Origin of the sequence: Actinospica sp. (genome assembly GCF_035552695.1) — a bacterium.
GTDB lineage: Bacteria > Actinomycetota > Actinomycetes > Streptomycetales > Catenulisporaceae > Actinospica.
Window position 1 is genome coordinate 1 of sequence record NZ_DASZKT010000149.1, and the last position, 10244, is coordinate 10244.

The following is a 10244-nucleotide window of genomic DNA, read 5'->3' on the forward strand; positions in this document are numbered from 1 at the left end:
CGACGAGAAGGGCGCCACGGCGTACCGCGTCGGCCTTATGCTCCTGGATCAGGGCATGACGCCTGCCGGGCTGCGGGAGAGGGAGAGCGGCACCGAGCTGTCCTGTATGGCCGCCGACGCTATGGAGACCGAGACGGCCGCACGTCAGGCACGGGCCGCGTTCCGGGTCCTTACAGGCTGTACTCCCCGTCTAGGAATGCTGCGGTCGCGGTGAACCCGCTCGCCCGCATGGCGAGGATCCCCGCCGACGTGATCTCCACGGTTCCCGCGCTGTCGCCCGCGATGGGCGGACGGTACACGCGGGTAGCTGCCGGGCGGTAGGCGGCCGGGACCGGGTTTGAGTTGTTTATCGTCGTCAGCGCGGTGACGCCTGCGTGCGTGATCTGCCCCCGGACCTGAACGTTCCCGTCGGGAAGCAGCCGGTACTGAGGGGTCACGGACGCGGACCACCCCGAGTCGAGCGTGATGTTGTGCCATGAGTCCGCGGTGAACCCGTTCGCCGCGGTGAGCGTAACGGCGTCCGCGCCCCCGAACTCGAAAATCATCGACGGGGGAATCGTGCCGTCGGACGACTCGCTCACGAACTGAATTGCCGCGTCCGCCTTGCCGGATTCTTTTCCTGACGAGACCGCTAGCCATGCCTGCTCGGTAACCAGACCATGAGCAGTCGTGAAAGCGAACGCTTCCGCACCCTGGGATAGGGTCGCGGATACCGGGTTGAAAATGAGCGCGGGGCTTGAACCCTGGTTAAACAGGCCGACGCTGTCGCCTCCGAAATACGCCCAGACACCTGCCTGGTAGGCGTTCCCGAATGTGTCGGTCCCCGGCAGCGGGGCGACGGACAGCAGGAGGTTCCCCGTGGCGGGGGGTCCGTCGTACATGAACATGCCGTCGGGGTCTTCCAGCCAGTTGGTACCCATGAACTCGCTGCCGGAGATGATGCCCTGGAGCACCTGGAGGCCGAGCGGGTAGGCGTTCCCGTACGTGTCGGTTCCGGCTGCTGTTGCAAGGCTGATCAGCAGGGTTCCCGGGCCCGGCGTGCCGTTGTAGAAGAATGCGCCGGCGCTGTTGATCACGTAATCGGTGCCGCTGAACGTGCCGCGGATGCCGAGGTTATTGAATTCCGCTGAGCCGTCCTTGCGGATCTCCCATCCCGATACGCCGGTAATGAAATCGGGGGAGAAGATCTGGCCAATGGTCAATTGGCCGTTCTTGGTCAGCGAGTAGTTCTTGAACGGCATCAGGGCCCCTTGGTGCCGTCGACGTTGAGCGTGGCCGTGGCGCCGGGGTCGCCCCCGGTCCAGACAGCCCAGACGTACCAGCCCTTCGGTATCGGGATGTTGCACTTGTCGGTAGCGTCTCCGGTCGACCCGTCCACCGTTATGTCCTTGAAGTACGGCGATGTCGGCGACGGCCCGGCGAACGCCTTGCACGTCGCCTCGCTCACGTTCGACGAGCAGATCACCGACACGTTGGACGGGGTCCATGTCTCCTGCGGCCCGCTGGGGCCGAGGCTGGCCGTGCCGTTGCCGCTGCCGTCGAGGGTGACCGAGGTCGACTCGGTCAGCGTCAGGCTAGCCATGTCACCCCCTCGACAGTCCGGCGTTCAGCACGGCGGCCCCCGCGGTGAGGCTGGTCGTCTGCCACACGGCGGCAGTGTCTCCCGGCGCGAGTGAGAGGGTTGCCTGCTGCGTGTAGGTGCCCGCCGGCAGTCCCTCGGCGAAGAGCGTCACGTCCGGGAAGCTGCGCCAGCTGTAGACGATGACCTTGCCGCCGGTCTCGTCGGCCGTCACCGTGAGCGTGGCCTTGACGGTGACCTGGTGCTGAAGGCCGTCATTAGGCGCCGTCCACGAGGCGGAGACGTTCGAGGTTTCCAGCCCGGGCCAGTCCTGGAGGGCGTAGGAGCTGATCCCGCCGAGCTGCGCGAGGGTAAGGAACGCCTCCAGTCCCCACGCGACCACGGCTAGCCTGCCTCGTAGACGGCAACCACGGATACCTGCGCCGGGTAGGTCGGGGTGGCGGCCCATACCTCGCTGGTGGTCTCCAGGGGCGTCGGGCTGGTGTTGCCGTAGGGCAGCAGCGCGCCGTTCGGCTGGGCAAGGCTGGTGTCGCCCGTGTTCTGCCGGGACTGGGCATCGGCCCTGTTCGTCGTGAGCACGACGTTCGCGCCCCCGGCCTGGACATATGCGATGACCCGGTTGGGGTCGGGCCGCAGCACCTGCTTGGCGGGCTCGTCGCTCGTCAGCACCACCGTGTAGAAAACCACGCTCCTGGCCTTGCGCCGTTCCGGCTGCGCCCCCATCGGGACGTCAGACGACGCCACGTGAACGCTGACGGCCCTTACCGGCTCTGTGACTACCTGGTCGCTCATGCCACCGCTCCCGCGATCTTGGTTGCTATGGGTACCGCGTGCGTGATCCTGGCCAGGCCGACGGCGATCAGGATGATTCCGAGCAGCCCTTCGGCGACGCGGATCCAGGTCGCCCCCTGCGCGAGCGCGCCGAAGAACGACCCGATCTGCGAGAGGCCCGGGATCGAGTTCGCCACACCGGTAGCCGCCGCGCTGGCCGCGGTCGCCGGGTTGTAGATGCTGGCGTTGGCCCCGCCGGGCTGCGCCTGCTCCTTGAGCGCCGCCTTGTAGTCGGCGATCCACGCGTCGGCGAAGGTGCGGGTCAGCAGGTTGACGGAGTTGGGCGCGGCCTGCGCCTGCGCCTGCGTGGCGTAGCCGTGGAATCCCTCGACGACGGCCTGCTTCTCCTGCGTGCCGGCGAGGTTCACCGCCTGGCCGCTGTTGAGGCCGCTGAACGCGAACCACGTCATCAGGGCACCGCCGATCCGGGGGTGTAGTGGTAGCCGACGGCCGCGGCCACGGAGTTGCCCCACTCCTGCCAGTTGACGCCGCCGCCGGTCGCCATGATGGTGAGCTGCGTGTTGAGGTTCGCGTCCTGGAGCTCGGCCACGCTGTAGCCGCTGCCGACGCCCTTGGTGTCGAGCTGGAACACGCCGACGTTCGTCCCGCCGTCAGGGTTGGAGCTGGTGACCTTGGCCGACCCGCCCGACTCCGCCCCGGCGATAGCGGCCGCGAACGCCGCGGTGTTCGACGGGCCCCCGTTGTCGGTCCACAGCTTCTGGACCGCGCTCGACGAGCTGTAGGCGGCCGAGCCCGCCGGGATGTTCGTAGCGATGTCGAAGCCGGCGCCAGCGCTCGCGGTCTGGAGCGTGATCGCGTTCGCGGCCGGGGCCGAGCCCGGCGAGCCGCCCTTGATGAGCGCCTGGAGGGTGCCGGTGATGCTCTTGCCCTGGACGGCCGCCCACAGGAACAGGCTCCCGGCGCCGATGGTGCCGAGAGCCAGCCCGTCAATGCCGCCCGCCATCGCTTACCCCGCCACGGCCTCGAGGATGCCCGAGGCGTACCCGCCCGACGGGGCCGCGTCGGGCGCCGCGGCCTGCCCGCCGGCCGGGGCATAGGACTGCGGGGTCAGGTCAATCTGACCGGTGTCCGGGTTGCTCATGATCGCGTGCCGGTAGGACAGCTCCTCCGACACGATCGTCGCCCCGCCGAGGATCACGATGTTCGGGTCCTGGGTGAGCAGCGCCAGGCCGACCATGAGGACGGTGGATTCCCAGCCGGCCTTTTTTACGGACGCGAGCATGTTCCCGTCGTTCGCCGGGGTGGCGTGCGCGTCGGCGACGGGGCCGACCTTGGATCCGTAGATGCCGACGATCAGTGCGGCGACGCCGAGCGACACCACGACGGAGTTCTCCGCGCCGAGCCGCGGCTTCAGGTTGAAGGCCATGTCACTTTCCCTTCGTGGTCTTGACCGTGATGGTCCCGGCCTTGCCGGATGCCTTGCCGTTGACGAGCGCCTGCACGCTCACGTCGTAGGTGTGGCCGGCCTCGAGGCCCGAGTAGCTCGCCGTCGTGCCGCTGATGGTGTTGGTCCGCCCGTTGATCTTGCCGGGGCCGTGGATCGTCACCTTGAACTGCGTAGCGCCCTTCGCGGTCCACCCGACTTCGGCATCGTTGTTATTCACGCTGATGACGTGGCCGCCCGAGACGCTGGCGACGGGAGAGCCGCCGGTCGGCGTGGTCACGCCCGACGTCGACCCCGCGGTCTTGATGCTCGGCGGGTAGCCGTTCGGCCCGGAGACCGGCGCGGGGCCGCCGATCGCGGTCGCGTCGTTGATGAGGCCCTGCTGCGCCGCGGTGACCGTCTGCCCGGCGAGGTAGAGCCCGATGGCGTCGGTCAGCGCCTGGAGGTTGTCGTTCCCGGCGAAGTAGGTCAGCACGTACTGCGACCACTGCGCGTTCGTCGAGAACGGCGGGCCCGCGGTCCCGGAGGTGATGCCGGGGCTGGTGCCCGTGGCGCCCTCGTTGCCGTAGGTCTGCCCGGTCCCCGAGTCCATCGAGTAGGGGTCGTTGCTGTTGCCGTAGGTGCCGTCCCACGGGTAGGAGTCGGTCACCGCCGAGATCCCGTAGCCGCCCCCGGTGCCGCCGAGCCCGACGTCGTAGCCGCCGTATCCCGTGCCGGCGCCCGACGCCGCCTCGTCACCGTAGGTCACGCCCGTGGTGGGGTCGAGCGAGTAGGGGTCGTTCGGGTTGCCCGTGGTCCCGTCGGACGGGTAGGGGTCGCCGCCCGCTGCCGTCGCCGGGGCCGCCGCGGCGGCCGAGTTCTTGCGGTTCTGCAAGATGATCAGCCCGACCACCCCGCCGACGCCGACCACGATGGCCATCTTCGGGAACTTGCCGACCTTCGGGATGTCGACGTCGCCGCTCAGCGGGCCCGCCACGTCACCACCCCCACGCGGTAGCCGACGTCAGCGGCTGCGAGAGGGTCGCCGGGTCCGGGGGCGCGGCATAGGCCGACGGGTCGCTGTAGGCGTTGCCGTCGGCCGCGATGAACGAGCTGAACGGCTCAGGGCCCGTCACCGCGTCGGTGGGGACGAAGGTCCCCGCGGCCTGCGGGACGATGAACGGCCGCTCGGCCGGGTCGAGGTAGGCGTTGACCACGTTGCCGCTGACGTTCTTGTGATTGGCCCGGACAGAGCCGTACCCGTCGCCGTTGACGCCGCCGGGACCGGACCCGCCGCCGCCGTAGCCCTGCACCGCGTCCTTGCCGCCCAGCACGCGCTGAGCGCCCGTCAGGGGCGGCTGGTTGCTGTAGCCGTAGTCCTCGGTCCCCGACGGGTCCATGGGAAGCTCAGTGCCGCCGGGAGACTGGCCGGGGCCGTAGTCCTGAAGCAGGGAGCCGCCGAAGTTGACGCTGTGGATGCTGCGGCTGTTCTGGTGCAGCTCGTCGAGCGCGCCGAAGTCGTGGTAGGAGCCCGCCCAGCCGGGGACCGGGGCCGCGTGCGTGCGGTAGGTTCCCGGGCCGTAGCCGGGAGTCTGGTCAGGGTCGTGCATCTCACCAGGGCCCGGACGGTCCCCGGCGATGTCGAGGGTGACGTCGCCAGGGCCTTCGAGGGCGAACCCGTGCAGCGTCGACGGGGACGGCCCGTAGCTGATCTCGCCGTGCGCCGGGTCGGCCCAGCCGCCCTGCGACGCCAGTGCCGCGGCCGCTACCGCCTCGGCCGAGTCGGACGCGTAACCGGGCGCAGGGAATCCGCGGGCGGCCGTCCGCGCCGCCAGTCCGGACGCCATGACTTACCGTCCGATCGCGGTGGCCTCGGTGCCGCTCACGAACTTCTGAGCCGCACCGAGCGAGGTCGCAAGGCCCTTGCCCTGCGTGCCCACGAGGTAAAGCGCGCCGAGCCCGATAAGGCCGGCGAGCCACTTCTGAATCACGCTCACGTGATCCGCCTTTCATCCGTAGCCGAGCGCCTTGGCCGCCGTCTGGACCGGCGTAGGCGCGTTCCCGAACGGCACGAGCAGCGCCGTGGCGAGGGTGAGCCACGCCAGGCCGACGGCGAATCCCGGTGCGAGCTTCTCCAGTGCCGTCAGGGCGAGGGCGAGCCCGGCCGTAGCGGGGACGACTCGCCAGTTCCAGCGGGCCGCGCCTTCCCCGGCCGCCGGGGCGAGCAGGCCTTCGTTAGCGAAGGTGATCACCCCGGCCGCCAGGACAGGACCCGCGCTCGCCGCCATCGTCAGACGGAGGGGAGCTTGTCGAGCAGGGGAAGCTTGCGGATCTGGGGGGCGAGGATGACGCCCGCCAGCACCAGGCCCGCGTAAAGCACGTACTTATTCATCTGTTTTCCTCCGTGTTCTCAGCGGAAATCAGTCGGGGGCGACTGATTCGCTAGCGGACGATCTGCGAGAAGTCGTTGTTCCGCGGGACGATGTAGTTGCTGGTGACGTACAGGGTGCCCGCGGTGCCGTAGGTGCCGCGGAGCTTGAAGGTGTTGCCCGGCTTGGTCCGGAGGTACTTTCGGCGCGACTCGTTGCCCGGCTCGAGGCCGGTGTCGAGGCTGAACCACTGCACGAACACGCCGTTCTCCAGCGAGAGCGCCGCGTCGGTCGACGTCCCGCCGGTGAACCCGTAGGCGCGGATCATCTTGTCCTGCCATGTCTTCTTGTACAGGTTCCGGACGCGGGTGGTGCCGAGGTCGAGCTCCTGCGGGTCGGGCCAGTCGGCCGTGCCGTTCGCGCGGGTGCCCGAGCTCCGGATCAGCTTGAACAGGATCGTGCGGTACCCGTTGCCGATGCCGTTCGTGATCAGCGTGCTGTACGCCGCCGCCGGCACCACAGCGCTTTCTTGCTTCCAATATTGCAAAGTGCCTGGTGACGGCGGGGCCTGCGCGGCCGGGCGGCCGGACAGGGACAGGGCCGCGACGGGCTCGGTGTAGGAGTCCTGCGTGGTCCTGATCTCCACGGTGGGCAGCGTGGTCGGGGCGGTGCCGTAGACCACGGTGGACGACTCCAGCGTCAGCGAGACGCGGTAGATCGAGTTCTCGGAGCGGTTCTCGACAGCGCCGAGGGAGTCGGCCGCGCTGATCTCCAGCGGCAGGTACAGGCTGAAGTGGAACGACCCGCCGGTCGAGCCCGCGCCCGCGGTCGCAAGGTAGTTGTAGTCGGCGCGCGGGTCGCCTACCTCGAAGTACCCGCCGAACTTGTTGATCGTCATCCAGTCGTACCCGTTGAACGGGCCGAAGATCTGCTCGCCGCCGGTGTCCTTGAACAGCACCGTGTTGATCGCCGAGAACGGGGCGCCGGTGCCGGCCGCCGCGTCGCCGTTGAACACGACGGTGGCCGCGTTCGCCGACGTGACGCCGTTGACGTCGAACCAGATACCGCGGGTCCAGCCGTCAGGCTGCACCTGGACGTCGGGGAACTGGACGGTGCCCGTGGTCATGGTCTTGGTCTGGTCGTAGTCGGACGCGTTCTGCGTGTCCAGCACGCCGACCGGGAAAGGCCACGGGGCCATAGCCGGGGCGGCGGCCTGCTTGCCCTGGGGGGCCTGCTGCGGGGGTGCCGTAGGCGGCATGTGCGCTGCTCCTTAGTTCTGATAGCCGAAGCCGAGAAAGCCGGTCTTGAGTGCGGCGATCTGGTTTTCGTGGTCCTCGGCGCGAAGCCTGCGGATCATCTGCGGGCCGCCGCGGCGGTCGTCGGGGTCGGGAAGCCGGAAACCGGCGTCGTACGCTTCGCGGTGCCACCGCAGGACCGACGCCGCCGAGCACACCGACATGTAGGTCGGCATGATCCGGAAGTACGCGTAGAACTGCTCGTCGTGATGCTGGTGAACGATCGCGGCCCGCCGAGAGGCGTACAGGGTGTCGTCGGTGGTCCCGTCGGCGAGCCTGGCCGCGAACCACTGGCCCACCGACAGCTCGCCGCACGCGACGCGGTGAAGGTTCCACGTGTCGCTGATCCGCTTCGCAGCGTCGCTGTGACCGCCGCCAGGAGCACGGTTAGCCGCGCTGCATCCTGCATCGTGCCGGACCAGAACCGGAGTGCTCAACCGCGTGACCTTCCCCTGTAGGGGAGAGGGACCGGGAGCGGGTGTCACGAAAGGCCGGGATGGCTATTCACCGCTCCCGGCCTCTCTCGTGACAGGTACAGCATACAGGGGAGCGTTAGAAACGCTAACGCTGACGCGCGCTGAGCATTAGGAATCGACGGGCCACTCGGCGACGGCCAGGGCGCCGTACCACGACTCAGGATTCGGGTCGGCGTCCTTAGCCGCGTTCGCACTTTCCTCGGTCGAGAAAACACCGACGATGACGTACTCGGCGCCGTCGGCATGATCGAACTCGCGGGTCAGAATCCAGACGCTGTTCACAGTCCCACCACGCACATGTAGCCCAGCTTGTGGATGTACAGCTTCTCGCTGACGTTCTTCGGGCCGCCCTGCGTCATGATCCGGTGCACGGGGAGATTCCGAACGATGTCGGCGATCAGGTCGGGATTCACCCCGCCAATCTCGCTGAGCCGCTTCAGGTTCCGCTCGTCGGGGTCGTGGCCGAGCAGCAGGTGCGTCGGCGCCGAGTAGGCGAACGTCGTCAGCGAGCCCGTAGCGACCGAGCCGCTCGGCTTCTGGTTGGCGAGCCACAGCGACGCGCCCATGCCGCCGCCCGCCGTCAGGTGCTCCTCGATCTCCGGGTTGAGCCCGCACAGCACGGCGGCGATGTGCGCGTCGTCGATGAACGTCAGCGAGTTGCCGCCCCAGTAGAGATCCTTCATCGCGGTGCGCAGGACGCCGCCGACGTGCGCCCGGTTGTCCTTAGGCGTCGCGTTCACCAGGTGACGGGGCCACAGCACGTGGCCCGCCGGCTTCTGGCCGAACACGGTCTTCGGCGGTGGCCAGCGGTGCGTTTCCTTCAGGCCGATGCGCGGCATCCACTCCGACGTAGCCGGGTCGCGCGGCTTCGGCATCATCGAGCAGAACCGGAGGTCGCCCGGCTCGTAGTCCGACAGCACGCGCTGCACGAGCTGGTTAAGCAGGAAGCTCTTGCCCTGCTGCGTCGGCTCGCTCGCGTACAGGTGCTCGCCGCGCTGCCAGTCGAAGCGGTGCCCGACGAACTCGTCGCGGTCATACCTCGCTAGTCGCATCGGCGGTCAGCTTCTCGTGGATGTCCTCGACCATGCCGTACAGGTGCTCGACGGACACGCCCGCCAGCAGCGCGACCGCCAGCGTCGGCAGGAACCCGAGGCGCCGCGCGAGAAGCGCCGCCGACACCATCGACACGGTGAACCCGGCACGCGCGGCGGGCTGCTTGAGGTCCTCGGCGAGCTCGGCCGCCATGCCGCGCAGCGCGCGGCCGGCCGACTCCATCGGCATCAGGTCGCCGCTCACGCCGCCGCGCCCATCGCCTCGACCTGACGGCTCACGTACGCCTGGAGCTGCGCGTCGTTCGCCGCGGTCGCGTTCGCGCGGACTTCCGGCGGGGCCTTGGCCAGCTCGACGCACGACGACACGAACCCGGCCGACACCACCGCGACGCCGACCACCCACGTCATCGTCCCCTCGCCGGTGAACTTCTCCACCGCGGAGCGCACCTGGTCGTTCTGCTGCGCCGCGGTGTTCCACACCGCCGCCATCTGCGGCAGCGTCTGCTTCCACACCGCCGCGTACGGCCGGCAGTCCGGCAGCCGGACCGGGCCGAGCGCGCCGCCCTTCATGCTCGAGATGCCCAGCCATACCGCAGTGCCGAGGCCGAGCAGGTCGTCGGTGTAGTCCGCCGCGGCCGCCTTCGCGCCGGCGGCCTTCACAGCCGGGGCGGAAGTCACGCGCGGCTTGTCCTCGGCCTTCGGCCGGCCCGGGCCCGGCTCGCGGAGCCGCGGCGTGCCGTCCTGCTTGACACCGTACGGGGCGAGCGGGGAACCGTCCTCGGCGCGGCCGTGCGGCGCCTCCGGGTCGCGCTCCTGCCTCGGCGGGGCCGGGACGTAAGCAGGGACGCCCCGCCCGGCATCAGCCGAGAGAGCCGCCTCGAAAGCCGCGTCGACGTCGGCAACCGCTGTCGTCATGCCGTCACTACCTTCCGGGTCTGCACCGTGAGCACCAGGGCGATCAGGCCGACGAGCAGCGCCACCGCGCCGAGCACCACAGCGCCGAGCACCGCGGCCTTCGTGTCGGCAGCAGTCGCCGCCAGCTTTTCCGCCGCATCGGTGACCGTCTCCCGCGCCTGCTTCAGTCCGAACGCCATGATCGCTATCCTACATTGAGCATAAGAAAAACTAACGAGAGGCGCGGCCAATGGCAAGGAAAACTGCTGGTGCCAAGTACCCGCACGCTTCCTCGACCGCGCGCCAGCATGACCACCGCTGGTGCCCCGTCGTCGGCGCCGTCGCCGAGCAGGTCAAGGCCGGC

General features: G+C 69.2%; 18 protein-coding genes. All 18 read right to left on the bottom strand.

The genetic code is table 11. The features are described 5' to 3' along the window. Positions 1 to 170 precede the first annotated feature (170 nt). Positions 171 to 1241, bottom strand: coding sequence for a hypothetical protein (locus VG296_RS18415; protein ID WP_325567166.1), 1071 nt, complete (start codon positions 1239 to 1241; stop codon positions 171 to 173). Then, positions 1241 to 1582: a hypothetical protein gene (locus tag VG296_RS18420; RefSeq protein WP_325567168.1), complete on the bottom strand. Its 342-nt coding sequence runs from the start codon at positions 1580 to 1582 to the stop codon at positions 1241 to 1243. Before VG296_RS18420 ends, VG296_RS18415 begins: the two co-directional genes overlap by 1 nt. 1 nt (position 1583) lies before the next feature. After that, positions 1584 to 1961, bottom strand: coding sequence for a hypothetical protein (locus VG296_RS18425; RefSeq protein WP_325567170.1), 378 nt, complete (start codon positions 1959 to 1961; stop codon positions 1584 to 1586). Between the two features lie 2 nt (positions 1962 to 1963). Then, on the bottom strand, positions 1964 to 2371 hold the full coding sequence (locus VG296_RS18430) for a hypothetical protein (protein WP_325567172.1): 408 nt from the start codon (positions 2369 to 2371) through the stop codon (positions 1964 to 1966). Next, entirely contained in the window at positions 2368 to 2820 is a 453-nt protein-coding gene (locus VG296_RS18435) for a hypothetical protein (protein WP_325567174.1), read from the bottom strand. Before VG296_RS18435 ends, VG296_RS18430 begins: the two co-directional genes overlap by 4 nt. Further along, positions 2820 to 3374, bottom strand: a complete 555-nt coding sequence (locus tag VG296_RS18440) for a hypothetical protein (protein ID WP_325567176.1) — start codon at positions 3372 to 3374, stop codon at positions 2820 to 2822. The genes VG296_RS18435 and VG296_RS18440 overlap by 1 nt, the downstream gene beginning before the upstream one ends. A 3-nt stretch (positions 3375 to 3377) precedes the next feature. Beyond that, positions 3378 to 3797 (bottom strand): hypothetical protein, encoded by a 420-nt coding sequence (locus tag VG296_RS18445; protein ID WP_325567178.1) that lies wholly within the window; start codon positions 3795 to 3797, stop codon positions 3378 to 3380. A gap of 1 nt (position 3798) precedes the next feature. Next, positions 3799 to 4791 (bottom strand): hypothetical protein, encoded by a 993-nt coding sequence (locus VG296_RS18450; protein WP_325567180.1) that lies wholly within the window; start codon positions 4789 to 4791, stop codon positions 3799 to 3801. Between the two features lies 1 nt (position 4792). Further along, entirely contained in the window at positions 4793 to 5641 is an 849-nt protein-coding gene (locus VG296_RS18455) for a hypothetical protein (RefSeq protein WP_325567182.1), read from the bottom strand. A 3-nt stretch (positions 5642 to 5644) separates the two neighbouring features. After that, entirely contained in the window at positions 5645 to 5791 is a 147-nt protein-coding gene (locus VG296_RS18460; protein ID WP_325567183.1) for a hypothetical protein, read from the bottom strand. 12 nt (positions 5792 to 5803) lie between these two features. Beyond that, positions 5804 to 6046 (bottom strand): hypothetical protein, encoded by a 243-nt coding sequence (locus VG296_RS18465; protein WP_325567185.1) that lies wholly within the window; start codon positions 6044 to 6046, stop codon positions 5804 to 5806. Positions 6047 to 6236: 190 nt separating this feature from the next. Continuing rightward, entirely contained in the window at positions 6237 to 7421 is a 1185-nt protein-coding gene (locus VG296_RS18470; RefSeq protein WP_325567187.1) for a hypothetical protein, read from the bottom strand. 12 nt (positions 7422 to 7433) lie between these two features. Then, entirely contained in the window at positions 7434 to 7757 is a 324-nt protein-coding gene (locus VG296_RS18475; RefSeq protein WP_325567189.1) for a hypothetical protein, read from the bottom strand. Positions 7758 to 8042: 285 nt separating this feature from the next. Continuing rightward, positions 8043 to 8216: a hypothetical protein gene (locus VG296_RS18480; protein WP_325567191.1), complete on the bottom strand. Its 174-nt coding sequence runs from the start codon at positions 8214 to 8216 to the stop codon at positions 8043 to 8045. Continuing rightward, a complete protein-coding gene (locus VG296_RS18485) occupies positions 8213 to 8986 on the bottom strand; it encodes a hypothetical protein (protein WP_325567193.1) in 774 nt (257 codons plus the stop codon). Before VG296_RS18485 ends, VG296_RS18480 begins: the two co-directional genes overlap by 4 nt. After that, on the bottom strand, positions 8967 to 9230 hold the full coding sequence (locus VG296_RS18490) for a hypothetical protein (protein WP_325567195.1): 264 nt from the start codon (positions 9228 to 9230) through the stop codon (positions 8967 to 8969). The genes VG296_RS18485 and VG296_RS18490 overlap by 20 nt, the downstream gene beginning before the upstream one ends. Further along, positions 9227 to 9901 carry a hypothetical protein gene (locus tag VG296_RS18495; RefSeq protein ID WP_325567196.1) on the bottom strand — a complete coding sequence of 225 codons (675 nt, stop codon included), beginning with the start codon at positions 9899 to 9901 and terminating at the stop codon, positions 9227 to 9229. Before VG296_RS18495 ends, VG296_RS18490 begins: the two co-directional genes overlap by 4 nt. Then, a complete protein-coding gene (locus VG296_RS18500) occupies positions 9898 to 10080 on the bottom strand; it encodes a hypothetical protein (protein ID WP_325567198.1) in 183 nt (60 codons plus the stop codon). Before VG296_RS18500 ends, VG296_RS18495 begins: the two co-directional genes overlap by 4 nt. Positions 10081 to 10244: the final 164 nt, after the last annotated feature.

Bases quoted from the DNA above. Each gene is read 5' to 3' on its own strand.
- VG296_RS18415 (WP_325567166.1), bottom strand. From the start codon at position 1,241: ATGCCGTTCAAGAACTACTCGCTGACCAAGAACGGCCAATTGACCATT.
- VG296_RS18420 (WP_325567168.1), bottom strand. From the start codon at position 1,582: ATGGCTAGCCTGACGCTGACCGAGTCGACCTCGGTCACCCTCGACGGC.
- VG296_RS18430 (WP_325567172.1), bottom strand. From the start codon at position 2,371: ATGAGCGACCAGGTAGTCACAGAGCCGGTAAGGGCCGTCAGCGTTCAC.
- VG296_RS18435 (WP_325567174.1), bottom strand. From the start codon at position 2,820: ATGACGTGGTTCGCGTTCAGCGGCCTCAACAGCGGCCAGGCGGTGAAC.
- VG296_RS18440 (WP_325567176.1), bottom strand. From the start codon at position 3,374: ATGGCGGGCGGCATTGACGGGCTGGCTCTCGGCACCATCGGCGCCGGG.
- VG296_RS18445 (WP_325567178.1), bottom strand. From the start codon at position 3,797: ATGGCCTTCAACCTGAAGCCGCGGCTCGGCGCGGAGAACTCCGTCGTG.
- VG296_RS18455 (WP_325567182.1), bottom strand. From the start codon at position 5,641: ATGGCGTCCGGACTGGCGGCGCGGACGGCCGCCCGCGGATTCCCTGCG.
- VG296_RS18470 (WP_325567187.1), bottom strand. From the start codon at position 7,421: ATGCCGCCTACGGCACCCCCGCAGCAGGCCCCCCAGGGCAAGCAGGCC.
- VG296_RS18485 (WP_325567193.1), bottom strand. From the start codon at position 8,986: ATGCGACTAGCGAGGTATGACCGCGACGAGTTCGTCGGGCACCGCTTC.
- VG296_RS18495 (WP_325567196.1), bottom strand. From the start codon at position 9,901: ATGACGACAGCGGTTGCCGACGTCGACGCGGCTTTCGAGGCGGCTCTC.
- VG296_RS18500 (WP_325567198.1), bottom strand. From the start codon at position 10,080: ATGGCGTTCGGACTGAAGCAGGCGCGGGAGACGGTCACCGATGCGGCG.